The organism is Actinomycetospora endophytica (assembly GCF_021026375.1).
GTDB lineage: Bacteria > Actinomycetota > Actinomycetes > Mycobacteriales > Pseudonocardiaceae > Actinomycetospora > Actinomycetospora endophytica.
The window spans coordinates 41778-66914 of record NZ_JAJNDB010000010.1 but is presented as its reverse complement, the minus strand read 5'-3'; the positions used below and the strand labels follow the sequence as shown (position 1 = coordinate 66914).

Here is a 25137-nt window from a genome sequence, read left to right as displayed (position 1 = left end):
CGACGCTAGGCGGGCGAGCCTCCCGAGATGTCGCGTTTCGGAGAATCGGTCCGGACGAGCGTCGTGATCCGGACCCACGACGGCGTCGTCGGGGTGGATCCGAACCCGAAGCGGACCGGTGGCTTCACGGGCGTCATGGCGCCCTGGTCCTGGCCGTCGACGTGGACGGTCGCGGCGGTGATGCGGTGCAGGTCGCGGGCGCCGTAGTACTCGGTGCGTCCGCCGCCCGCGCTCCCGACGGTGCGGACGCCGGGCAGCACGCGGCGGGCGATCGCGTCGATGGTGGCGATCCAGCGCGGGGCGGTGGCGAGCCGCGTCGGGACGGCGCGGAGGAGCAGGCCGAGGAGGTCGCGGCGGCCGAGGTGGAGCGTGGCGGTGAGGTCGCCGGCGGTCAGATGTGCCCGGTGGTCGTCCTTGACGAGCTCGACCGGCACGAGCCGGACCTCGTCGAAGGTGTAGGTGGCGCTGACGAAGTCCGCGACCTGCTGGTCCGGGGCGAGCAGCACCCGGTGGCCGTCGGCGTGCTCGACCATGACGTCGGTGAACGCGCCATAGGGCGACGACGGCCAGTGCCCGACGACGAGGCGCAGCCCGGACGCCGTGCCCAGGCCGCCGATCCAGCCGTCGAACCGGTCCAGTGGTGATCCCATCACCGGTGAGTGTCGGTGGTCGCGCGGGCCGCCGCCTGGGCGCTCAGTCCGCGAGCACCTGTTCGCGCAGGATGTCGGCGTGCCCGCTGTGATGGGCGAGCTCCCGCAGAACCTGCAGATAGACCCAGCGCAGCGTGCGGGGCCCGCTCCGATGGCCGGTCACGACGGCGTCGAGAGACAGGCTCGTAACCGCCTCCCGGGCCGTCGCGCACGCCTCACGGTGGGCGGCGGTGACCGAGGCGACCGTGTCGGCGGTGGTGAGCCGGAACGACTCGTCCGGGCTCCCCACCAGGCCGAGCTCCTGGCGGGGCCGGCCGCCGACGCACTCCTCGAACCAGACGCGCTGCATCCAGGTGACGTGCTTGAGGAGTCCGAGCAGCGTCGTCGCCGAGGGGACGAGCCGGCGGCGGGCCTGCTCCTCGGACAGACCGTCGAGGGTGGCCTCGATGGCGCGGCGGTACTCCTCGACGAACGCGTCGAGCTGGGTGCGTTCGTCGGCGAGCAGCACGTCGAAGGAGCCCGGCGACGATCGTTCCGGCACAGCTCAGCTCCGGGTCCGCGGGAGACAGCACTTCTTGTACTTGGTGCGGGAGCCGCACCAGCACGGGTCGTTCCGACCGGGCGGCCACTCGAGCAACGGCCCGGAGGCGACCGCCTCGACATCCTCGCCCTCGAGGGTCGCCGTGAGCAGCTCCGGGGTCGCGACCTCGACCGGCATCGGGCCCACCTCCAGCAGGACCTGCTCGACGTACATCCGGTGCTCCTCCCACGTCGCGCCGAGCGACTCCGCGCGGTCCGGGAACGTGGCGAGCATCTGGTCGAACGCGGCCTCGGGCCAGAACAGCATCTCGGGCTCGGGGGAGTCGCCCTCGAGCTCGTCCATCTCCTGGTCGATCTCGTCCGGTGGCAGCCCGAGATCCCGGCGGACGGCGCGCCGCTTCGTGGCGAGGGCGTACTCGATCTCCTCGGCTTCTTCTCTCGCGGTGGACCCGGTTTCCGCGCGCTCGACGATGTCGACGGCTGTCGCCAGCGCGGTCGTCAACCACTCCTCGGCCAGCTCGGCGCGGCCGTTCTCGGTGAGCGCCTCGGTCACGTAGAGCGCGGCCATCTCGTCGCGGGTCAGCAGGTGGCGCAGCGCGCGGGCCTCGCGCATGCCCTCGTCGTCGTGCCCGAACCGCAGCAGCAGGTCGGCGTGCCGGCCGCGGGTCCAGTTCTCCTCGTCCGTGCCCTGCGCCGCCGTCACCGACCGCCGCGAGAGGGCGATGGCCTGGTCGCCGTCTCGGCGCTTCTCGGCGAGGTCCGCGGCGAGGCCGAGTGCGTAGGTCCGGTCGGCCTCGTCGGCCAGTCGCCCCTCGTCGACGACGGCGAGCAGCGTGTCGATCGCGGGGCCCGGATCGTCGGCGACGATGGCGTCGTGGGTGATCTCGGTGAGGTCGTCCTCGGTCAGGAGTGTGGCCACACTCAGAACGGTAGGGGGAAAGCGGCGGCCGGCGCAGGGGTGGCCGTCACCGGGCCGGGCTCGATGCCGCCTCGAGTATCTCGTCGGCGAGGCGCGGGATGAGGCGATCGCCGTCGAACCGGTATCCGAAATCGGCCCAGGCCTTGAGTTCGCGTTCGACCAACTCGCCCAAGGCCCCGGGCTGGAACGCCCGTGCGTGGGTCGCAGCGCTCCGGCAGCGGGAACGGTCGGCCGCGTTGGGGAATGGCTCACTGACCGTCATGACGAGCCAGCCCGGCTGAGGGCGGTCGGCCGATGGAGGATGTCGTCGACCAGGCGCGGGACCAGGGCGTCGCGATCGTCGCGATATCCCAGGTCGACCGCCCGCTCGATCTCGCGGCAGATCAGCTCGCCCAGCAGTCCGGGGTAGACCCGGCGGGCATAGGCGGCGGCCGCGCGGTATCGGGAGCTCTCGTGCGGAGCGAGTCGTCGCATGACTTCCCCCTGTCACCATCTGTCATTCCACGACGCGTTTACTGCGCCCTTCAGTGGCCCATCGCCGCGCGCGTGGAATGCAGTATCACAGAAAGCGACATCAACGGCCCATGCATAACTCTTCTTACGCCGAACAGGTGACGCAATGGGGTTCGGTGGACTGTTCCCGGTGTTTCGGCAAACTGCGGGAACCTTTTGTCGACAGCACCCGTCGTCGGTGGATGAGAAAGGGCTGTCAGTCCTGAGGCGTGGGCCGCGGAACCGCTCCCGACGCGAACAGCCCGTCCCACCCCGTGAACGAAGCCAGCAGCCCTTCGGCGACCTCAGGACTGCCGAGCTCGCCCGTCCCGCTCGCGACCGCAAGCAGGAGGTAGAAGTAGGCGCTGTGGAGCTGCTTGCCCGGGTCGCCGGTGTGCGCCGTCAGCTCGCCCTTGATGGCGGGCATCACCCGCATGATCAGGGTGGTGACGCCGGGTCCCTCGGAGAGCTGGTGCGCGCCGGCGACGAGCGCGTCGCGGGCCGTCCCGACCCCGTCGTCGTCGGGTGGGCTGGTGGGCGGCTCGATCTCGTGCGCGTCGCTGAACGCACCGAACAGGACCGAGATGACCTGGGCCGCCGCGTCGTCGTCGTAGTCCGCGCCGGGGTTGGCGTCGGAGAACAGCCACTTCGCGAGCCCGTCGATCAGGGCGTACTCGAACGCCGGCACCCGCTCGCGACCCAGCGCTCCGAGCAGCCTCGCGGCCTCGGCGGTCCAGTCGTCGTACTCACCCATGCCTCACCCTCCGACGTCGCGGGACCGTACCCACCGGCACCGACAGGGTTCGGGTGCGGTCAGTCGTAGATGACGGCGAGCCCTCGTCGGCGGAGGTCGTCGAGGCCGTTCTGCATCGCCTGCAGCTGCTCGGGCGTGTGCCCGACCCAGTCCTCGATCTCCCCGACGACGCGGACGGGCTCGGTGGTCCGGTAGGAGCGGGTGGGGTTGCCGGGCAGCTTCTTGTCGGTGACGTTGGGGTCGTCCTCGAGCGCGCCGGTGGGTTCGACGACGTAGATGCGGCCTCGGCCCTCGCCGGCGGCCAGTTCGGCGCCCCACGTCGCGGCGTCGAGGGTGGCCGTCACGTAGACGTGGTTCATGATCCGTCCGGCCTCGAAGTTCGACTCGCGGCCGGGCACCAGCTGGTCGCCGACGGCGAGGTCGGCCTTCGTCCCGTGCAGCAGCGCGCCCGACTCGTAGACCTCGAACGGCGTCGGCGGGGTCATCTCGCTCCTCTGGCCGGGATCCGGACCGCCATCCTCGCGCGACGACCTCAGCCCACCCGGACCGACACCTCGGTGCCGCCCTTGTAGGGCAGGCGGACCGAGACGAAGCCGTTCGCCGGGTGCCGGACCCAGGCCACGTAGTCGGCGTAGTCGCCGCGCATCACCCCGACGTTGTCCGTGATCACCACCGCGCCCGGGCGCAGGTGTGGAGCGACGAGGCGGAGCACGTCGAGGGCCGCGTCGGGGAAGCCGTCGTTGAGCATGAGGTCGACCGGACCATCGAGGTCGCGGAGGGTCTCCAGGGCGTTCCCGACGCGGATGTCGACGTGATCCGCCAAGCCCGCCTCCCGGACGTGGTCGCGGGCGCGCTCCGCCTTCGCCGGGACCATCTCGGTGCCGATCACCGTGCCGCCGCCGTTGTCGCGCACGGCGGCGGCCAGCCAGATCGTCGAGACCCCGAACGACGTCCCGAACTCGACGACCCGCCGCGCCTGCACCGCGCGGGCCTGCGCGTAGCAGTAGGCGGCCTGCTCACGGCCGAGCGCGAGGAACGCGTCGCCCATGTCGTCGGCCGCCGTGGGATTCGCTCGTCGGGGGCGCCCTAGCGCGAGCGCGGGCAGGTCGGGGACGAGCCGCAGAAGGAGCGTCGGCAGCTGCCGGTCGTTCGCCGCGTGCAGGCGGCGCAGCACGGCGGCAGCCTGCGGATCGAGGAGCGTGAGGGGATCGCGGCTGGTCATGGCACTATTGTGAGTAAACCTTCACCCCGGGCGAAACTCGCTTTCGCCCGCCGTCGTGAGGAGCGGCATGCGCCCGGAGCACCGTCGCCTGGAGCCGCGCAAACAGCCCCGTCAGGTGCGGGCCGAGCTCACCCGCGAGCGCATCCTCACGGCGGCTGCTCACGTTCTCGCCGAGTACGGGTACGCCGCGGGCACCACGAACCGCATCGCCGAGCGCGCCCGGGTCTCGATCGGCTCGCTCTACCAGTACTTCCCGAACAAGGACGCGATCCTGGCGGAGCTGCTCACCCGCCACCTCGCCCCGCAGGCCGGCGGTCCGGGACCGGAGGACCGAAGCCGTCCGCTCGTCGACGTCGTGCGCGACCTGGTGCGCGCCGCGATCGATCATCACCGTGAGGACCCCCGGCTGCTGCGGCTGATGGTCGAGGAGGGGCCGCGGTCGCAGGCTCTCATCGAGCAGATCGGCGACGTGCGGGCGGCTCGCGTCGGCGCGCTGCACGAGCTCCTCGCGAACCATCCCGAGGTGGCCGTCGACGACGTCGAGACCGCGGCCGCGATCATCGACGCGGGGGTCGAGCTGATCGTCCACCAGCTGGTCGCCGATCCGGCACTGGTCGCGGTGGAGCGCCTGGAGTCCGAGCTCGTCGCGATGCTGACCCGGTATCTCACCGGGGGCGGCGGGGGATGACCTGGTGTCGTCATTCTGGACAGATATGACGGACGGATTTGCACAATCGAACGACGTGTGTGTGATCGGGTACCGACGGTGCATTGTTGCGATTCGGGTTCCCGCCACGGGTCGGATGATTTTCAGGCATCCGGTCGAGCATGGCTGGCATTCGTTCGCTCTTCCGCGCTGATGTCTGTCTGGGGGAGTGGGCCGCGCGTACTCTTTCCCGCCACATTGACGGCTGCCCGATTCCGGCAGAGGAGCATTCGATGTCGACGACCACCGGTCGCCCCGCGTCCGCCACCACCGACTCCGCCATCCGGCCCTTCCAGATCACGGTGGCCGAGGACGATCTGAAGGACCTGCGCGGTCGGATCGCGGCGACACGATGGCCCAGCGCGGAGCTGGTCGGCGACCGCTCGCAGGGGGTGCAGCTGGCCACCATGCAGGCGCTCGCCCGGTACTGGGCCACGGAGTACGACGGCCGGCGGGTCGAGTCCCGGCTGAACGCGCTGCCGCAGTTCACGACCGAGATCGACGGCGTGGACATCCACTTCCTGCACGTCCGGTCCCGGCACGAGGACGCGCTGCCGCTGATCATGACCCACGGCTGGCCCGGCTCGGTCGTGGAGATGCTCGACGTCGTCGACCCGCTCGTCGACCCCACCGCCCACGGCGGCACCGCCGCGGACGCGTTCCACCTCGTGCTGCCGTCGCTGCCCGGGTACGGCTTCTCCGCCGAGCCGGCCGAGGTCGGGTGGGACCTCGCCCGGACCGCGCGGGCCTGGTCGGAGCTCATGCGCCGGCTCGGCTACGACCACTACGTCGCCCAGGGTGGCGACGTCGGCGCCGGCGTCACCGACACCATGGGACGGCTCGGCCCCGACGGGCTGGTCGGCATCCACACCAACCTGCTCGTCCCGGCGCTCAACGACCCGACGTCGCTGCCCAACGACGGGACCGCGGAACGCGCCGCGCTCACCGCTCTCCAGACCTTCCAGACCAGCGGCAACGGCTACTTCGTCGAGATGGCGACCCGCCCGCAGACCATCGGCTACGCGCTGCTGGACTCCCCGGTCGCCCTGGCCGCGTGGATGATCGACCACGACACCGACGCCTACTACAAGATCGCCGGCGCATTCATCGACGGCCGCCCCTCGGGCAACCTGACCCGGGATCACGTCCTCGACAACGTGACGGCCTACTGGCTGTCCGGCACCGGCGCGTCCGCGGCCCGCTCCTACTGGGAGGCCTACGGACCGGACGCCCCCGCCGCGGGCAGCAAGCCACTCCCGACGCCCAAGATTCCGGTCGGCTTCAGCGCCTTCCCCGGCGAGATCTGGCGGACGCCCCGCAGCTGGGCCGAGCAGTCCTACCCGACCCTGAACTACTTCGGCGAGGCCGAACGGGGCGGCCACTTCGCCGCCTGGGAGGAGCCGCAGCTGTTCGCGGCGGAGCTCCGGGCCGCGTTCCGGCCGCTGCGCTGAGGAGGGTCACGACGTCGGGCCGTTGCGGCGGACGTGGTGGGCGATCTCGTCGGCGGCGTCGACCACGGTCTGCCACCGGTCCGGCGTCGGGGTGGGGCCGGCCTCGGCGATCGTCTCGAGCAGGCGGGCGGCCATGAGCAGCGTGACCTCCCGCGGGAAGGGCGGGTAGCGACCCGGGGACGCGATGCGGTCGCGCAACGCCACCGCCGCCTCCTGGAGCTCGGCGAGCTCAGTCGCGGTGGGCGTCTCCGCGGCCATCGGCTGGTCACCCCACCCGTCCTCGCCGCGGTCGTTCTGCTGGTCCTGGGCGTCAGGGTTCATCGGGCGTCCGTCATCTCTCGTCGTACTCCGGTGCTCACCGTTATACCGAGTCCGTCCCCATCAGAGGAGGTCATGATGACCGACATCGACCAGGAAATCGTGCTGGCGCATTTCATCGTTTCCGACGACGTCGAGCGCTCTCGCCGCTTCTACACTGAAATACTCGGCGGGAAGGTGGCCTTCTCCGGGGACGTGACCTATGTGGCGCTCTCCAACAGCTGGATCATCATCAATGTAGGCGGGGGCCCGACCGACGACAAGCCATCGGTCTCGCTGGAGCCGCCGAGCGATCCTGACCGTGTCAGCAGCTTCCTCAACATCCGGGTCAAGGACATCCACGCCGTGTACGCCGAATGGAGTGCCCGGGGTGCGGAGTTCCTGACGCCGCCCAAACAGCACGACTACGAGATCCGCTGCTACCTCCGCGACCCCGACGGGCACCTGATCGAGGTGGGGCAGACGACGGACTTTGAGGGGGACTGGGCGCCGGCTCGATGGCCGTCGGGTGCGACCGGGTAGCTGAGCGGGCCGCCCGCGGTGACCAGGCCCAGAGTAAGGACGGCATCGGCAACCCGGAGGTCAACGATGTCCGGCGACTCCAGTACCGTCCTGACACGACCCGCCGCCGGACCGGGACCAGGGTCCTGGCGGAGGGTTGAGTTCTCTTCCCCCGATGCCTCGGCTAGGCGTCATCGTCCGGGTCCACGATCTCCGATTCAATGACCTCAACTAAACCGCCCTCGGCCGACCCTTCGTCGTCGATCAGAGGCAGCCCGTATTTCTCGCGCAGAAAGCGCTCCATGTACAAGTGCTCCGCGTCGTCGACGACGCGTGCCAGCGTGCGTGCGTTGAGTCCGGCACCCGTGGCAACCCCTACGACCGGAACGGCCAGGGCAAGCTTCTTCTTCGTGATCGTCATGCCGAGCGTCCTATAGACCGCCTGAACGACCCGAGCTACCTGGTTCTTGCTCAGTTGGTTCCACGTCTGGCGTCGCGCAAGTTGCTGCACAAGGTTGTTGAGCTCTCGGTAAGCGACGAGCTTGCCCGCGTCTCCGGCAAGACCCATCGACAGCACACCGAGGGCGTAGAGCCGCTCCGAGGGATCGTCGATGTCGTAGCCGTAGTAGGCCGCTACGTGTGCCACTGCCCGGTTGCTCCCGACGATGTTCCCAGCGACGTCGGTCGCCATGGCCGCCACGATGGTTCCTACGCCGGGCGCAGCGCCGACGCCGCCGACGGCCGCCCCGCCGGCCGCGACCATCGTTCCGCCCGACGCCACGAACCCGGTTCCGGCGCCCTGAACCGCCGAAGCGCCCATGTACGCGAGCTCCAACCGTGGCTTGACCTTCTGGACATCCTTGCACTCCAGCTTACGGATGTCCTCAATCTCCTCAACGGGATATCCGCGCTTGCGATAGCCCTTGAGGACGGCTTGCTTTCGCACAGACGCCGCCCCCGCCCGCGCTCCAGCCTCGGTAAGACCCTGTAGCGCCTGGTTCAGCAGCTCGCCGAACTTGTCGGCGTTCGGAATCATCTCCACCGCTGCGCCGACACGCTCTCGCGTCTTGTCGGTCGCCTTGGAAGCTACCGTCCGCCAAGACGCTGGGACCAGCTGGCGACTACTTGAGTGGAACCGCCTGGCCTTCCACGCCTGGATGGCCCGCCAGTACCTCTCGTCGTCCGGTGTCATGCCGTGAGGCTCAACCGTCAATCGTTCCCCCTTGGTCGACTCGCGAAGGGAGGCTACCGATCGCCTTCCGACCGAGCCGCGCCTGTCGACCGTCCGAGGGAACGGAGCCGTGGCACGATCTCGGTCGTGGCCTTCCTGGACGAGCTCGCAGCCCGCGAGGCGGCGATGCGATGGCTGGACGAGCGCACTCAGCTCGGCACCCAGCCGGTGAAGCAACCTGACGTTTCGAGCTTTCCGTTCCAGGGCGAGAGGGTGTCGCTCCTCCTCCGGCAGCAAGGAATCTGTAAGCCGCGACAGCTCGAGGCCGCGCTGTCAATCCGGACGACATGGACGCCTCCCGGAGGCAAGCCGCCCTACGAGGACGCCGAAGGCCCCGACGGGCTTGTGCGCTATGCATACCGCGGCAACGATCCAGAGTTCTTTGAGAACCGCGCGCTTCGCCTTGCATACCAGCATCAACTGCCTGTGATCTGGTTCGTTGCGATCGAGCCGAGCGTCTATCTCGCCCGCTACCCCGTATACGTCGTAGCCGATGAGCCTGACCAGCTCAGGGTCGCTCTCGCGATCAGCGAGGATCAGCGCTTCCTCGGCGTGCCCCGAGCCGATGAGGTCGATCGGCGGCGCACCGTGCAACGGCTGACCAACCTGCGACTGCATCAGCCAGTCTTCCGAGCCCAGGTCCTTGGCGCTTACGAGCGGTCCTGTGCGATGTGTCGCCTTAAGCACGTCGAGTTGCTCGACGCTGCGCATATCATTCCGGATTCAAAGGAACGCGGAACGCCCGTGGTGCCGAACGGGTTGTCGCTGTGCTCGATCCACCACCGAGCTTTTGACGCGAATGTCCTAGGTCTGCGCCCCGACTTCAAGATTGCCGTACGACGAGACATCCTCGACGAGATCGACGGGCCGATGTTGAAGCATGGCTTGCAGGCGATGGAGGGCGTCCCCTTGACGCTGCCGAGACGGCAGGCTCAACACCCCGACCGTCAGCGCGTGGAGGAGCGTTACGAGGAGTTCCGAGCGGCAGGTTGATCTCCAAATCGTGGTTGTCGGCCGCCTCCTGCCTCGTGTTGGTCCTGGCGACGAGCTCCCACCTGGGCCGACCCTGCGGCGGGGGCCGCTGCTCGATGCCGTGGAGCGGTCCTCGCCGCAGAGACTCCGCCGGCGTCGGGCGGAGCCCCATCTCTTGCAGGACGCTTCGGGATACACCGCTGACCCGGGCGCCGTCGACCGGGGTTACCAGCGCACAGCCGGGGGCGAAGGGCGCGTCTTCGGGCGTGGCCCGTGTCGGTCGTCACGCGGGATCACCTAGTGTGTCCCAGCCAGTGGAGGACGGACCACCGAGGACGACGAATGGCGGCCCCATGACCACCGAATCGCTCATCCCAAGGATGCGGGCCTGATGGCTCGTCTGCACGTCCTGGGAGACTGGCACGGGCCCGGCGAGGAGAAGGCCGCTCGATCGCTCGCCGAATCGTTGCCGCGCGAATGGGACGTTGTCGCTGGTCGGCAGATACCCGACCCCATGGGGGCCGTCGACCTGGACCTTGTGATCATCGGGCTCCATGCCGTCTTCGTCTGCGAGGAGAAGGCGTGGGGTCGGCACGTCGAAGTCGGAGAGGTCTCCTGGTATGTCGACGGAGACCGCCGGCATAACCCCGCGAATCAGGTGGCCCACGCTACCCGGGTGCTGGCAGGGCGCCTTCGCACGAAAGTTGTCGGCTGGACATCTGCGCAGCGCAGTCTCCCCCGCGGCCGCCGACCTGTGTCTGGGCATGTGGTGCTGTCACATGACCGGCTGGTGCTTCGTGGGGCTGACGAGCTTGGTGACGACGTGGTGCTCCGGCTCGATGACGCCGCTTCACGGCTGGTGGCTATCGACAGCGAATTTCCCGCCGCCATGGCACCGCTACGTCAGGGCGTCATCAGTTACCTACTCGGCCTTGGGGAGCGCTCGAAGGAAGGACCGCCCCAGACGATCTTGCAGTACCACGTGTTGGGAAGTCCGGTCGTCAACGGCAACGCGCGCGTATATCCGACCTTGAACCCCGCCGGGGAGCACGTAGGGCTTTACTGCGTCCCGATCATCGGCGCGACCGACTCGGACGCTGCCGCGCGGCTCGCCACTCGCGAGCACGATGCCTTGGTTCGGTTATCAGCTAAGGACCGCACCTGGCGGGTCCAGGGCTGGTTTGATTGGGAGGGCTACCGCGTTACTCCTGTCCTCGTAGACATGAGCGCGGAGAGCCTTGGGCGGCTCGCGGCTGCCGGTCGACCCGAACCCGACGACACCGGCCGCGTACCCGTCGAGATCGCGCGCCACGTAGTTAGCGAGGCCTTTCAGGCGCTGGCCGACGTACATGCCGAGGGCGTTACGCATCGGGCACTCCAGATGCGAAGCGTCGAGCTCCACCCTGACACGCACCGAGTCCGTTTCCGCGACTTTAGCCGCGCACATCTCCCGTCCACTGAGACGATCGCCGGGGTCCTGGACTCGGACCACGGTTCGGCTGGGTTCCAGCCACCTGGCACCGGCCCGGAGCATTTTCAGCCGCGTGACGACGTCTATGCCCTCGCGCTATGCCTCGTGCAATGGCTTCATGGCGATGCGACCGATCAACCTGACCACGACATGGCTCGAGCTCTTGCGGCTGCCTACCCGGAGGTCGGGCAGGTGCTTGCTGAAGGCATGGCCCTCGCCGTCGACGACCGGCCGGAAGCCGCCGATGTCGTCCGGGCCGTGCGGAGGTCCAAGGGGGCGGAGTCTGAAGAGCAAGAGCCGGCAGCCTCCCCAATTGTCGAGATGGAGGAGAACGCCCTCGTCAACGGAAGGTTCCGTCTCCTGCGTCGCCTCGGCGAAGGTGCCTGGGCGGTGACGTGGCTGGCGTGGGACGAAACCGTCGAAACGCACCGCACACTCAAGCATCTCCATGGCCACCGTTCGGGTTTCGACCAGGTGCTGGCGGAATACCGCAGCGCTGATTGGTTGCACAGCCGGTACTGTGCGCGGGTGTACGACGTGCTCGCCCACCCCGAGCCCGGCGTCCTCGTCCAGGAGTACATTCCCGGGCAGAGCTTGCGCGACCTCGCTCATGCGGATAGGAGGCTCGATCAAGAGCAATGTCGTCGTATAGCAGTCGACATTCTGCGGGGCTTGGCGGACGCCCACGAGCAAATGCTTTACCACCGCGACGTTAGTCCAAACAACATCATCGTTCGGGACGACGGCAGCGCCGCGCTCATTGACTTCGGTCTATCGGCGCGCGCTGAAGAGGCACGGTCAGCGGTCGGGTCCCCTCCATACACCGCTCCCGAGGTCATCCTCCGGCGGCACTGGAGCCCGGCTGCGGACATCTACAGCGCCTCGGTTTCGCTGCTCGAGGTAATGCTGGGTCATTACCCCTTTGCGGGGACCGCCATGGACGAGCGACGGCGAGTTGTGCGACCTTCCGTTCAGCAAGAGCAGTACTATGGTCAAGCGCTCCTGTTCGCTCTTTTTGAAGGCGCGTCGTTTGAGTCCGCTACACGTCCACAGGACGCGCGCGCATTCGCCGACAGGGTGATGCGGGCGCGGGACACCTCACGCGCTTCCGGTCGCCCTGTCCACAACCCGACAGTAGCTGCGCTGCGTGGTCTCTACCGGCTCAGTGACGTCGGGAATGCCGGAAACCGAGGCATGGATGACCCGTTCGCTTACGCGACTTACGTGCAGACTCGGCTCGACACCGAACTATTACCTGCGATCACGCGCGGTGATCTGGATGTGGTGGTTCTGAGCGGGAACCCCGGCGATGGGAAGACCTCCTATCTAGTCCAGGTAGGAGAAGAGCTCGATGCCTCAGGCGCAACGACGTTACACAGCGACGCCGCTGGGTGGAAAAAACGGCTTGGGGCTCGAACTTTCGCGGCTGTTTATGACGCCTCGGAATCGCACGGCCAACTCAGCGCCGACGAGTTACTCCGGCAAGCACTAGATTCCGACGAAGACGAGCACACGGTGCTCCTGGCGGCGAACGATGGCAGGGTCGTGCAGTTCTTTCTTAACGACCACGCTGAGCGCTACCCGGAGATCGCGGAGGAGCTGGCGCGACAGCAGGCCGGAGAACCTGCCAGCGGGCGCATCGTCCTGGTGGACCTCAAGCGCCGCGCACTCGCGCTTCCGTCGGGGTCCGGCATCGTTCCCCTAGGTGAGAACATCCTAGCGTCGCTCACGGGACCTGAGCGGTGGTCATCGTGCGACGAATGCATCGCGCGTGCGGTGTGCCCAGTACGCGGCAACGTCGAGTTATTGCGCGGGAACGCAGCCCGTAGCGCACTCTCAGAGCTCCTACTAATCAGCCATCTGCGCCGCCGCCGTCGGGCTACCGTCCGCGACCTTCGGTCGGCGCTCGCGTGGCTCATCACGGGAGACCTCGACTGTGGAACCGTCCACAGTGAGCACGGACGCGGCCAGGACCCCGGAGCAGGACCGTATCGCCGTACCCCCGACCTGGCCTTCGCGCCGGACAGCGGTGACTACCTGGTGCAGGAGTGGGCCGAGCTCGACCCGGCGGTCCTGCCAGCACCCGCAGTGGCACGCGCGGCTCGCGCGGACCGGCGGCTGATCCCGGACCTGTCAGCGGTGGAGCACGAGCTCATGGGGAGTCTGAAGCGCGCGTTGTTCTTTGGCGGGTGGACCGCTCCGACAGAGGCCCACCGCGAAGTCAGGGGCTACCGCTATCTCGACGAGTACCTCGCCGCTCTGCGGGATCCTGCTAAAGCGTTGGGGCGGATCGCCCTTGGTGTATCACGGCTCCTCGCCTACCCGGGCTACGATGACCCACATCTGGCACTTCGTGACCGTGCCTTCGACGATCCCTCGGTGCGCGCGATCGTGGTGGTCAAGGAGCTGCCCGTCACCGACTTCCGACTACGTGCCACGAGCGCTTCGTCCTCGTTCGTCGAGTCCTTTGCCGATCAGATGATCCTCATCCACGTGGCGTCCAACGCTCAGCTGCGCGTAAGCCTGGACGTCGCCGAGCTCCTGCTCCGCACAGCAGATGGAGAGTTGGTTGGGGACACTGCTTCCGCCGCTCTGCGCCAGGAGATCGAGGGCTTCGGGAACCGGCTTCGGCTCCAGCCGGCGCGTTCTGTTCGGGTCGTTGACGGCTCAGGTCGCGCCGTCGGGGCGACTGTGATCGACGGCGGCCGTATTGCCCTGGAGGACCGATGACCATCAGCCTTCCAAAACCGTTACGGACCTACCAATATCGGCCATTGACGGTATTCTCGCTGATCGATACTGATACTGATAGGGTTTTGCCTCAGCTGTTCGAGATGTGCGTTAAGGGAGGACGCTCGAGCCGGTCGCGAACTGATGCGGGGAACTTTGCCGGATACCGCGAGGCGCTGGTCCGTAGTGGTGCCGTGGTCGGCTACGAACCGCGACACCAAGCGTTGCTCGACGGATGGCTGCGAACCTGCGTAGTGGACATGGGGACGGTCGGGCGATCGCGCTCCGGAGAGCAGATGCTCGCTGTTGCACCACTCACGCTCGCTGCGTACCGCGCGGGTCTGCCTAAGGAGCGGACCCGACACCGCGGCATTGACGATTTGGTGTACCAGGTGCTGGTGGCCGAGCTCGCCCGGACCGAAGGCCAGGGAAACGCTGTTGCGCAGCTGCGCGACCTCGTAGTGCGCACTGTCGGGCGTGGGCTTGAAATCGGGCCACAGCCACGCTGGGAGCCACGCTTGTCCGACCCCGCCCAGCTAGACATCGGGGCTCTCCTCGAGCTGCGGTTCCTCGAGGGCTTCGAGATGGCCGACGCGCGCAAGGTCGACGATGTAGTCGCAGACGGGCCTATGCCGCGCGTCGCCGCCGATCTCGGCGCGACCCTCTTGGCGCATCTCCGAGTCTACGGCGATCGCCTACCACCGCAGTCGCTGATGGGCGGATTTGCCGCACTGCTCGCGACCGGCATTTATACGTTCACCTTGCGGACCGATGCCGCAGCCCGTGAATTGCTCCGGACCGGTACGCTCCCTTCGGATATGGCCTCCGCGGGAACCGACACAACGCCACCATCCGAGCTCGAAATCTATTGTGACGTCACCGAAGATATCGGTTCGCAGTCCGACCGCCTCGCCAAGCGCTGCGTCGAGCGCGATTTGGACCGGACTCGTCTTGCGTTCCGGGACCGCATGACGTTCGTAGTGGTCGAGCAGGTGCTCAACCGGATCGCGGACGAGAAATCCCGATACGAGACCCTCGATCGTCCTGCCCGGCTTGAGCTGCTCGCGTCGCTGCGTGGACATCGGCGCGTCGAGTCTTCCTGCGAGGCGCAGATCGACAATCTGGTCGCCGATCCCGGTGATTCTGCCACGGAGACTGAGGTCGACTTTTTGCGCCAGGTGCAAGGTCAGGACACCTCCGAGCTCGACAAACTCCTCGACGTCATGCAGTTCGTCAACGAGACGAAGGCACTGAAGAACTCGGTGGGGTGGTTGTCGTCGGTCGGCGGGCTCCGCAAGCCTTACGGTCTGCTACACGGTCTGTCCGCTAACCGGCGAACGTGGCGTTATGCGCCGAGCGATGAACAATTGACGGCACTGCTTCTTGCACTGTTCGTCGGTCCGGGCGGTCAAAGCCATCGTACTTCAATGCCCCTCCAATCCGTCCTCGACAGGCTCCACGACCGCTACGGGATCTTGATCGATCGACCGCCCCGGTTCCTCGACGGTGCCGAGGCGCGTGCGGCTGCAACCGCAAACCTCGAGGCGTTCAAGCGCCGGCTGCAGTTGCTCGGCTGCTTCGACAGTCTCTCCGACGACTTCTCCGTCCAGGTCGTCCGCCACCCCTTGGGAGACGCCCGATGACCGCTGCTGCCCTCTCCGCCGGCCTTCCTCAGTTGATCGTTGACGCGCTCGCTACGCAGATCGTTAATACGATCGAAGGCCATGGCCGCGGCGACTGCGTCCGGGTAGACAGCATCCGCCAGGTCGACGCCGCGTCGCTGGCGGTGGCCGTCCGGACACGAGTCGAGGCGGACGTGGCAGGTGGCGCCGATGTCCATGTTCTCGCTGCGGCGCCGGACCATGACCTCGATGGCGGACTGACGATCCCGGCCGAACGGGCTGTTGAGCTACGGAACCGTAAACAGAGACGGCTCGTACTTATGGTTCCGATCGGTAGCGGCGTGAGTGCGAGCTCATTGGACAACAGTTTCGCGCGGATCGATATCGCCAGGTTGCTAGCAGATGCAGGCGATCGACTTATGGCCAGTGTGGATGTCGGCCTTCGTGACGCTGTTCGCCGCGCCGGACGCGAGCTCGGGTCATCCCGTCCGGTCGAGGCATGGAGCCGTTACGCTGCCGCGGTCGCTGCGGAGCCGACCTGGGAGGTCGTTGGCAGCTCGCTGTGGATGGTGGGGCTGATCCCGGATCTCGGCGGGGAAGAGCTTGTCGATCGACTCTCCCGCAACGCCCGTTGCGCGAAGGCGGTGTCCCGCCCGCTGCGTCCGGTCGCCTCGGTAGCGGATCGGCTCAGTTCAGCAGGCGTTCCAGAGGGTTCCGCCCGCGACCGGATCGCTAGATTCCTCGCAGGGCCTGGGGTCGACCTTTCAGATGTCGTCTCGTGGGCCGGCATGCTTGTTGAGCCAGGCAACGCCGGAGTTCTCACCTTTGAGCACTGGCCACTCACAGAGCCCACCAGCCTGCCGATCACCGCGCTCCGAGTGGATCCGTTCCTCAAGGAGGATGGTGCGCTGCGCACCGGAACTCGCCTGCGTCAGGCAGTCTCAGGCGATCTCCCCTATCTGGAAGTCGGCGAGGATACCCCCGGTTCGGTAACCGTGACATGGCGGACCGAGCCTGCGAAGTCGGATACTGTCGACCGCTGGTTGCTCGAGGTGCTCCCTCCGGAGGATCTCCGTGATTCCGACACTGAGCCGTTCGTGCGTCAAACTGTGAAGGGGGACAAGCGCCGCGCGACGGTCCGGATCGACCTGGCCGAAGAGGACGCCGTGGCGGGTGCGTTGCTGGTCGTGCGGCTGACCGCAGTTGATAACACGGGACAGGCCTGTGTGTTGAGCAGCGGCATCGATGCGGTCGACGAGAGCCAGCAATTCGCGGTGCGTTGGGAAGCCGAGCCCGTCCCAGCGGCCGGAGGTCGACGGGCCTCGGCGCCCTCATTGGCACAGGCGCTACTCGACGCCGCCCTGGACGGGCAGGATGACCTCAAGGAGGACGCTCCAAGCTGGGACGGTGGTGCTTTCTCAGTACGGGTTGGTGGGCGGCGGACGGTCCGTCTGGCCCTGAGTCCTACCCTGACGATGCTGCAGCGCCGCAGTCTCGGCGAACTCGGTGTGGCCACCGCATGGTCGGCCGAAGGCAGACTCGGAGAAGTCCTCAACATAGACGCGATCCATGCGTTTCGCGAGGTTTTGCCGCAGACCCTCTCCGAACGTCGGCGGCGCCTATTCGGGCGGCTCGCTGACCGATATCCGCGCGACGTCGTTGAGACCCTCGAGTGGGACGAAGAGCTCCGCGCAGAAGTGGAAGCGTACTGCCAGACTTACCGACGTGCCCTCGATGCAGTCACAGACCCGACGGCACGGGTGGCGCTCCTGACCATGGACACCCTCACACTCAGCGTGGCTACGGCCGGTTACGCTCCAATCGCCGCCGTCATCGTCCTGCCCCTACATCCAATGCGACTTGCATGGGCAGCCGAGCATGCCGCCACCCTGGGACGCTGGGCTCGCCAGCTCACATCAATGGGACGTCGCGCCGATCGACGCCAATCCGTGGACTCCAAGCTGGTCGCGCGTGTAGCGCCGGCGAACCTCCCGTTTGCGGTTCTGGGGGCCGAGGGATCGCCCTTTGTCTTTGTCCGCGAGGGAACGCTCGGGACAGGTGTCTATTTGGACCCGGGTGAGGCGGAGCCTGGGGCCGCCATGCAGGCCGTGTTTGATGTCCTTGGGCTCGACCGCCGAGACGTGACGCCGGAGGTCCCGTCATCGGTCTTGGCGGAGCGCATCGAGGCGTATCGGGTGGTGAATCCAGGCCAAGACGCGATGCGTGTCCTCGCTTACAACCCAGGTTCAGGCGAGTTGCTGGCAAAAGCGCTCGCCACTGCGGTGCTGGGCACGCCCGACGGCGATGACGACGTCGCACCGGCACCTTCCCGGGTCGAGGTGACTGCCTACAGCTCCCGGCCTTCTTTCACAGACCCACTTCCTGCTCTGACAGATCTGCAGCGAAGGGTCGCCAGCAGGCAGGTCCGCGGCACCAACTCCTACTTGATGCCCCCGCTCGGCGTCAGTATCCGCTCTCACGAAGACCTCGCGGCTGACGACGCCGGGGCCCACCTTGGTGTCGTGGCCGACCTCGCCGACGTCCGGGCTGACGCCGCCTCGGAAGCTACCGGGGTCGCGGTCGCAGACCCGGCGGCATCGTTCCGCAATCTCCTTACCCCCGCCTCTAATCAGCGTGCGGCGGCCGGCAATGAGGTGGTCTGGCGCACTGCTCCAGCCCTTCGGGCCCGGCTGCGCGACGGCGCCTCTGACGCGGTGGATGCGCACCGCGCGTACCAGGCCGCGCTGGCCGGCCACCTCGGTTACGAGTCGACCTCGGTCGCGCTCGCGGCGCGCCTTGGCGCGGAGGAGCGAGAGTCATTGAATGCCGCCCATAGTCGGTCTGACTGGGTCGTCACCTTGGACCGGAACCTCGGAGTTGATCTCTTCACCGGACCGGCCGGTGAGTTTGATCCTGATCGCCCGTACATCCTGGACTACGCCCCTGACTTCCTTGAGGGCCTCGGACCGCGTCTGACCGTTACTACGACGCACCGGGCCGAGGTCGAGCGACTCCTGGCCGACGCGATGCAAGAACTCGACCTCGCCGCGGTTGACGACTCGGTGCGCAACATCCTCACCCATCTGCAGGTCGTCTCGGGCCGGCTTGCGATGCGCTTGATCGGTCGATCCAACCTCGCTACGGAAGCTGTCAGCCTCGCCGCGCTTATGGCCCATTTACGTCGGCGAGGGGAACTCGACGGTACTGTCGTCATGCCAGTCGACGCACACATGGACGTCTTTGGCGATTCAGGTGCAGAGGTTGGAGTTCGTCGCTGCGATCTCGTCCTCCTTCGCTCTACAGCACGCACACTGCGACTCGAGTGTATTGAGGTGAAGTCGCGGAAGGCGGCGGCGTTGCCGAGCGCCCTCGTCGATGACATCGTCGAGCAGCTCGACGCTACAGTTTCGATGCTACGCGACACTTTTTTCCGGACAGACCCGCCTCGCGTCGACGCGGAGCTGCAGCGCGCACGCTTGACCGGAATCTTCCGCCACCACGCCGACCGAGCGTTAGCAATGGGCCTCATCGAGTCGACTCGACGCTCGGAGCTCGAGCGGCTGTTCGAGCGCGTCGAAGATGGGGCGCTCATCCCCGAGTTCGCCCGCCACGGATACGTGGTCAGCCTTAGGGGTACGGAGGGCTTTCCGAGTACACATCGCGGAGTCCGAATCGACGTTCTGACGACGCAGGAACTCGGCGAGATCGGATTCTCCACGCGTGCTCACACCGGGAGCGGGCCGACGCCGGCCCCAGAGGCACCAGGGGCGTCGCATCCCGAAATATACCCGCCGAGGCCAACCGTGACGACGACCGTCTCCGCAGGGCCTCCACCGCCCACCGTGGCCGCTAGGCCTTCTGAGACTTTGGAACGGGTAGACGCCGAGCAGTACTCGGCTCCGGGCTCAACCGCAGAACCTGCCGCCCCGCCGCACGGGCCGTCCGACGAGGCGAGCTCTCTCTCAACTCCCGCTACGAGTGCGCCGCAGGAGTATCCCGTTCCCTCGGCGCCTCCCGATGATGGAGGCGAGGAGAGACCGCGACCTTCCGAACCCGATACGCCGCGGCGTGGATTCCCAGAGAGTGCTGAGGTGGTCCTGGGGCAGGACGCTCACGCTACGGATGTGCGATGGCGGATCAGTACATCGGGAAGTCCGCACCTCTTTGTCCTCGGAATACCTGGACAAGGTAAATCGGTCACGACTCGAAGGATCCTGAACTCGTTCGCGGACCAGCATCTTCCGGCGCTCGTCCTAGACTTTCACGGTGATATGGCGTCGGCTCCGCCAGGGGAAGCCGCTGTACTCGACGCAACGCACGGGCTCCCATTCTCGCCTTTTGAGATGCGCGAGGACGATCCCGCCCGCTATCACGAAGCTGCCTGGGAGCTTTCGGAAGTCATCGGATTCGTATGCGGACTCGGGGAGATTCAGCGTAACGCCGTCTACGAGGGCCTCCGCGAGGTGTACCGCGCCCGAGGGTTCGGTACGCCTGAGGGGCCGGGTCGTCTTCCGACGATGACCGAGCTGGCTGAAGCAGTAGCTGTTGTGGAGGGTTCAGGCCGGAGCCGCAACGTTGTAGCTCGTCTGCGTCCACTCACCGACTTCGGCTTATTTGTCGAGCACGCAGATGTGTCTTTTTCTGATCTGCTTGGTCGAGGGATCGTGCTCGATGTGCATGGGCTTATGGAGCAAGTCCAGATCGCCGCAGGTGCCTTCGTCTTGCGAAAGGTGTATCGCGAGATGTTCCGCTGGGGTCAATCGAGGCAGCTGCGTCTCGCCGTGGTGCTAGACGAGGCTCATCGACTGGCGAAGGACGTGACGCTCCCGAAAATCATGAAGGAAGGGCGCAAGTACGGCGTCGCAGTAGTTGTGGCCAGTCAGGGCGTAGCCGACTTCCACAAAGATGTGCTCGGTAACGCGGGCACGAAGGTTGCCTTCCGATGCAACTTTCCGCAGAGCCGCACCGTGGCTGGCTTCATGCGTGGGCGTAACGGCCAGGATATGGCGGTGGCGCTCGAGAATTTGTCCGTCGGTCAATCCTATATCTCGACGCCGGAACGCGCTGAGGCCCGGAAAGTGTTCATGATCAAGGACTAGGTACCATCCCTAGTGCTCGCTTCGACTACGCCCGGCGGATCTTTGGCGTTACGATCACGGACGATGTTTGCGCGGTGGGCTCGGGCGCCCACCCGGATCCTGCCAATCGGCCCGCTGGCGTGAGGCAAGCGCTCTAGCCACGCTGAGGTGCTCGGAACGGGTTGAAGCCGTCAAGGCAATGAGGCGCTAGCAGGATCGACCACGAGCGCTCCGCGGGCGAACGACCCGAGCAGCCGCAAGTGGGTCTGCCTAGGGAGCGTGCGGGTCCCCGGTTCGCCTAGCGGTGTACCAGGGCGCGCCGGGGCCTCAGCGAGTAGCTCGTCGAGCCCGGACCGGGTGAGCATCAGCAAGCCGTGGGTAGCTCGCGTACAAGCCACCGCGAGCCGTCCGAAGGCTGAGTTGAAGCTGTCCAGGTTGTCGGCGCCCGACAATGGGTGGAGAGCAATAGTGATGCGATTTGTTTGGCCCTGCCATTTATCGACAGTCGACGCTGCCAAAACTCCTTCTCGCAGCTCGAGCTCAATACTGAGCCGGTCGACCAGGGCCTCAGCGTCGTCGACAGCGGCGTTGCGGCTTGCAAGTATTACTATGAGGGGGTCACCTTCGGGTTCGGCAGAGGAAGACCACTCTTCGCCGGTCGGTGCTCCAGAGTCGTCGTACACGGCCGTGCGCACGAGGAATCCGCCAACGAGGAGGGGACGGAGAAGCTCCTCGAGCACGCCGAGCAGCGGCTCATCGACGTCTGGCGCCTCCGGCTCGGCAAGCCCGTCGATCTCTAGCAGCGTGGGGCATCCGCTCGCGACGGTCGCCCAGATATCGGCCGCGGCCCCGGCTAGGGCTGGTAACTCTATCCCTCGGTCGTCAGGTGCCGCGATGCAGTCGAGTCTCTCCCAGTCCTGGTAGAAAGCGCGCCACAACGCAAGCTGCTGGGCGGGTGGTCGCCACACCGCCGGTAGGTCAATACTGAAGGTGGTCCGGAAACCCTCGTATGCAGTGGGCCAAGCACGATAGGGGTTGTAACCGGGATCGCCGCGCCAGGGGTTGTCGCTCGCGTCGATAGGCGGGAGCTGGCCTACGTCACCGACGCCGACCACGATGGGCGCGTAGCCCTCGACTCCCGCGAACAGGTGCAGTGCCATCTGCCAAGCCTCATCAACGAAGAGTACGTCGAACGGGCGCTCATCGTTGCCGGCAACTCCTAATGCCGAGAGCTGGCGAGTCCGTTCGGAAGGTGATCCGAATCGGCTCGCGGTAGCGAGGACTACCCTTACCCCTGCTGGAAGATCTTTTGCGCTGGTTACGACGGTTGCTACCGTGCGGACTTCGTCAGGGACGTCAGCGAGAACTCGGGCGCTCGCAAGGAGGCCCACTTGTGAGGGGCCAAAGACCTCGCCCAGAGATCGGGCCAAGGGCCAAATCTGCCGGTTCATAAAAGCGGTCACGGCCACTCGCACGCAAGCAGGATGAGCCAGCGCGTCGTGCACCATCCGCATCAGCTGTACTGACTTCCCCGCTCCAGCTGCAGCTCGAAGCAGGATCTTGTCATAGTCGTTACTGCCGGATAGCGATCCTGACAGAGTTAGGATCGCCCGCGTCGCAGCGTCAGTGTTGCCGACTGCCGCCTGCACATGGTGAGTGGCGTCCACGAGCGGCGGCGGCGCTGAAAAATCGATTCCCATGACTCAGTCCACATCGTCGACAGTGAGGTCTTCAGGCGGCAGACTTGGGGGGACGTCTGCGGGAACTGCGGGCCCGACGTCGAAGCGTTCCTCATCGACCAGGGGTGGCCATGTTTCGGGATTCATCTCTCCTTTGGCGCGTTTCCCGGCGAAGAAGTCCGACGTTTCGGCTTCGGCTACCGTGTGACTGCGGCAGCACCAACGGTGCGCCTGCGGGTCGGCCGCGTAGGAGCCAGGGTGGCAGTCCTTGCGGGGTGCGGCATCATTATCGACCGGCGGACGCACGACGGTGAGTTCGTGACCGTTCTTCATCACCGCCTCGAACCAAGTTGCATCGCCAAGGAGTAGCTCGTCGCCGACGGCGAGCTGTGGCACGACGACGGGAGCCCAAAGGAGCCCAGGCTTGTCGTCGGCGGTGAGCCGCCCGATCGGCATTTGCCCGATCTTGAACGTGCCGCTCTGGACCTTGAGCGTGGTACTAGGCGTCTCCAGCATTGGCTCGGCGCCGACGTGCATTCCTACGGCAACTGTGCCGTCGGAGAATCGGCGTGATGACACATCGAGCCTTATCGGCGATATACTGAGAACCGTGGCGCGCGCGACTTCTTTCATGCCCGCATCGACGGCCGCGTCTCGGGCAATTGTATAATCGACCAGGCAGGCCAGCTGAGTCCCGCACCGTTCGTCCTTCTCGAGTAACGGCACCTGTCTGTTGCGCCAGAATCTGTTGGTACGGCTGAAGCGCACCAGATCGAGCGCTCCTAGCGCTACTCGGCGCCACCATACCTGTTGAGAATCATTCTCAATTGCATCGAATACCGGAGCCAGTCGGGAGAGAGGCAGAGTCTCGAGGAAGGACGAGGCTAGCTCAATGATCTCTTGCTTGTAGCTTAGAGCACCCTCAACACCTCGTCGATAGGCCTCTGGGTCTCCCGATCGTCGCCGTGACGCGGCGTGCAACGCGTCGGACTCCGCCGTGGTGAGCCGGGCACCGGGGGTGTGCGTGAGGCTCGCGATCTCATCCGACACCGCGCGGTGGTCCAGCGGCTCCGAAGCGAGGGCCCACCGGACGAGATAGTCGAGCCGGAAAGCGTCAATGGCTGGCCCACCGACGGTGATATGTCGAGCTAGCACTTCCCGCAGATCGACAATGGTCGACCTTGTGTGGAGCGCACGGCTCCGGTCATCCTCAAGCAAGAAAGAGACACCCAGACGTTCGTATGCGTCCAAAGGCTCGGGCAGCACGGCAGGCTCCCCGTCGAAGGTGAGTGCCGGCCGACCCTGCGACAGGTCTCTTTGCCAGCGCATCCTACTGAGCTCCACACCGGCGACGGAGTCGGCCGCGGACACCAGGAGGTCGCCGGTGGCGCGATCGGGGAGGACTAGGTGGATGGGTAGGGCGCCCTCCTCCCGTGCTGCGGTGATCTCCTCTCCGATCAGCCGGAGCGCACCGCGCCGGGTAGCTGGCGCGTGGGGTTCGACGAAGATCTGCTGTAGCCAAGTGCTGCCAGCTCGTCGCAGGGCCAGGCCGTACATCCCCAGTGCGGACGAGTCTGTCTTTGCTACGACGACCTCGATCGATCCGGATCGGCCGACGGGGTCGGACCGACGTCGTGCGGTAGATACCGGTAGCCCGGTCGTGGTCGCAGCAACCTGAGAGACCACCGCGGCGGGCGCCGCGGCAGCGGCCGCGCCTGAGCCTTCGGCCAACGCCGTGACGAGCGGGCGAACCCTCTCGGGGACGCCGATCTCGACGAGGATGTCCGCCGCGTTCTGCGAGTCCCGCAGCTCGCCGCGGCAGTACAGGAAGAGGTTGCAGCTCGCACACGAACCAGGATCAAAGCGCGCGATGCGGTGCGCGACGTACCTCGCGAGCTCTGCGCTCGTGGGGTGGTCGTCTCCCAACTCCTTCTTCGCCATAAGACGCTCTCTGGCACGACCGCGCACTTCTTCCCGGTGGTCGTCGAGTCTCTCGACAACGGCCTCGGGGCGAAGGAACGCGTTGCGCGGCACTGCTAGAGAACCCGAGGGATGGACACGCATCCCTGAGGGGAGCTTGCTCCACGCGGCGGCCGACTCTGCCCCGAGGGCCACTTGAAGAAAGCCCTTGAGCATACGGGCGTCGTCGATGCGCGCTCGCACCCGTTCGTAGTCCTTGGCATCACCCATGACCAGCCAGGAGCCAACCGTCCTGTCGTGCACACAACGAGGTGCCACAACAGCAAAGTCGGGCAGCACCGCGGTCACGTTCTCGTGCTCGAGCTCTAGGTAGGGCAGGGCCAGAGCAGTGATCATCGTGGCGGTTCCGCCGAAAGTAGCGCTGAGGTCCGCCTGTGCCAAGGCAGCAGCGGTGCGCTCCACGGAGCCGCCGCAGCGCTTGCGCGCCACCTTCTCCGGACGCGGGAGGCCGAGCTGTCCGAGAGTACGCGTCAGCAGCTCGGAGACGAACTGCTCAGAGTGCACCAGCGACTCGAAGGTCATGGCCCGCATCCAGCGAGCCTCGGGGATCGTGCCCTCGGCGTCGGGGCGACCCAAGTGGGCGGCCAGCTGCTTGCGTGTCCGCCGGGTGAGGAACGGGTCCGTCATGCGGAACCGCTCGCACCCGGCATGAGCCGACGCGGCTACTGCACTCGTACCACCGCCGGACTGCAGTCCCCCCATGACCAAGTACCTTTCGCCGACGCTCCGGTGCACTCCTCCCCCAGGGTGCCAACGAGGGAGGCCGCCGGGCGAGCACGACGCGCCGTTCGGGCTACTAGCGGTCCCGCTGGCTCGGCCGG

General features: G+C 66.7%; 19 protein-coding genes. 7 read left to right on the top strand and 12 right to left on the bottom strand.

Annotated elements, in window-relative coordinates; all coding sequences use genetic code 11:
• Positions 1–5: 5 nt before the first annotated feature.
• The 8 genes from LQ327_RS31520 to LQ327_RS31490 form a co-directional block, all read right to left on the bottom strand.
• Positions 6–650: a hypothetical protein gene (locus tag LQ327_RS31520; RefSeq protein ID WP_230740352.1), complete on the bottom strand. Its 645-nt coding sequence runs from the start codon at positions 648–650 to the stop codon at positions 6–8.
• 43 nt (positions 651–693) lie between these two features.
• Positions 694–1191 (bottom strand): DinB family protein, encoded by a 498-nt coding sequence (locus LQ327_RS31515; RefSeq protein ID WP_230740350.1) that lies wholly within the window; start codon positions 1189–1191, stop codon positions 694–696.
• A 3-nt stretch (positions 1192–1194) separates the two neighbouring features.
• Positions 1195–2109, bottom strand: a complete 915-nt coding sequence (locus LQ327_RS35110) for an SEC-C domain-containing protein (RefSeq protein WP_230740348.1) — start codon at positions 2107–2109, stop codon at positions 1195–1197.
• A 46-nt stretch (positions 2110–2155) separates the two neighbouring features.
• The gene (locus LQ327_RS34375) at positions 2156–2281 is read right to left on the bottom strand and encodes a hypothetical protein (RefSeq protein WP_269071344.1); all 126 of its coding nucleotides are present in this window, start codon (positions 2279–2281) and stop codon (positions 2156–2158) included.
• Positions 2282–2367: 86 nt separating this feature from the next.
• The gene (locus tag LQ327_RS31505) at positions 2368–2583 is read right to left on the bottom strand and encodes a hypothetical protein (RefSeq protein ID WP_230740346.1); all 216 of its coding nucleotides are present in this window, start codon (positions 2581–2583) and stop codon (positions 2368–2370) included.
• A gap of 235 nt (positions 2584–2818) precedes the next feature.
• Positions 2819–3355, bottom strand: a complete 537-nt coding sequence (locus LQ327_RS31500) for a hypothetical protein (protein WP_230740344.1) — start codon at positions 3353–3355, stop codon at positions 2819–2821.
• A 59-nt stretch (positions 3356–3414) separates the two neighbouring features.
• Positions 3415–3840: an NAD(+)--rifampin ADP-ribosyltransferase gene (arr, locus tag LQ327_RS31495; RefSeq protein WP_230740342.1), complete on the bottom strand. Its 426-nt coding sequence runs from the start codon at positions 3838–3840 to the stop codon at positions 3415–3417.
• Positions 3841–3887: 47 nt separating this feature from the next.
• Positions 3888–4577 carry an O-methyltransferase gene (locus LQ327_RS31490; RefSeq protein ID WP_230740340.1) on the bottom strand — a complete coding sequence of 230 codons (690 nt, stop codon included), beginning with the start codon at positions 4575–4577 and terminating at the stop codon, positions 3888–3890.
• 67 nt (positions 4578–4644) lie between these two features.
• On the opposite strand from LQ327_RS31490, the gene LQ327_RS31485 reads away from it, so the two are divergent.
• Together LQ327_RS31485 and LQ327_RS31480 are read left to right on the top strand one after the other, a co-directional pair.
• Positions 4645–5265, top strand: a complete 621-nt coding sequence (locus tag LQ327_RS31485; protein ID WP_230740339.1) for a TetR/AcrR family transcriptional regulator — start codon at positions 4645–4647, stop codon at positions 5263–5265.
• Between the two features lie 251 nt (positions 5266–5516).
• Positions 5517–6734, top strand: coding sequence for an epoxide hydrolase family protein (locus LQ327_RS31480; protein WP_230740336.1), 1218 nt, complete (start codon positions 5517–5519; stop codon positions 6732–6734).
• A 6-nt stretch (positions 6735–6740) separates the two neighbouring features.
• Here LQ327_RS31480 and LQ327_RS31475 read toward each other — a convergent pair whose 3' ends face one another.
• Complete coding sequence (locus tag LQ327_RS31475; protein WP_230740335.1) at positions 6741–7055, bottom strand: hypothetical protein; 315 nt, start codon at positions 7053–7055, stop codon at positions 6741–6743.
• 75 nt (positions 7056–7130) lie between these two features.
• On the opposite strand from LQ327_RS31475, the gene LQ327_RS31470 reads away from it, so the two are divergent.
• Positions 7131–7574: a VOC family protein gene (locus LQ327_RS31470; RefSeq protein ID WP_230740333.1), complete on the top strand. Its 444-nt coding sequence runs from the start codon at positions 7131–7133 to the stop codon at positions 7572–7574.
• Positions 7575–7737: 163 nt separating this feature from the next.
• Here the strand turns inward: LQ327_RS31470 and LQ327_RS31465 are convergent, their stop codons facing one another.
• Positions 7738–8745: an EcsC family protein gene (locus tag LQ327_RS31465; protein WP_230740331.1), complete on the bottom strand. Its 1008-nt coding sequence runs from the start codon at positions 8743–8745 to the stop codon at positions 7738–7740.
• A gap of 126 nt (positions 8746–8871) precedes the next feature.
• On the opposite strand from LQ327_RS31465, the gene LQ327_RS31460 reads away from it, so the two are divergent.
• From LQ327_RS31460 to LQ327_RS31445, 4 genes are all read left to right on the top strand, one after another.
• On the top strand, positions 8872–9777 hold the full coding sequence (locus tag LQ327_RS31460; RefSeq protein WP_230740329.1) for an HNH endonuclease: 906 nt from the start codon (positions 8872–8874) through the stop codon (positions 9775–9777).
• A gap of 370 nt (positions 9778–10147) precedes the next feature.
• Positions 10148–13957 (top strand): protein kinase domain-containing protein, encoded by a 3810-nt coding sequence (locus LQ327_RS31455; protein ID WP_230740327.1) that lies wholly within the window; start codon positions 10148–10150, stop codon positions 13955–13957.
• Complete coding sequence (mads7, locus tag LQ327_RS31450) at positions 13954–15600, top strand: methylation-associated defense system protein MAD7 (protein ID WP_230740324.1); 1647 nt, start codon at positions 13954–13956, stop codon at positions 15598–15600. The genes LQ327_RS31455 and mads7 overlap by 4 nt, the downstream gene beginning before the upstream one ends.
• Positions 15597–20678: a helicase HerA domain-containing protein gene (locus LQ327_RS31445; RefSeq protein WP_230740323.1), complete on the top strand. Its 5082-nt coding sequence runs from the start codon at positions 15597–15599 to the stop codon at positions 20676–20678. Before mads7 ends, LQ327_RS31445 begins: the two co-directional genes overlap by 4 nt.
• Positions 20679–20848: 170 nt before the next feature.
• Here the strand turns inward: LQ327_RS31445 and LQ327_RS31440 are convergent, their stop codons facing one another.
• A complete protein-coding gene (locus tag LQ327_RS31440) occupies positions 20849–21817 on the bottom strand; it encodes a hypothetical protein (RefSeq protein ID WP_230740321.1) in 969 nt (322 codons plus the stop codon).
• A gap of 543 nt (positions 21818–22360) precedes the next feature.
• The gene (locus LQ327_RS31435; RefSeq protein WP_230740319.1) at positions 22361–24943 is read right to left on the bottom strand and encodes a hypothetical protein; all 2583 of its coding nucleotides are present in this window, start codon (positions 24941–24943) and stop codon (positions 22361–22363) included.
• Positions 24944–25137 lie beyond the last annotated feature (194 nt).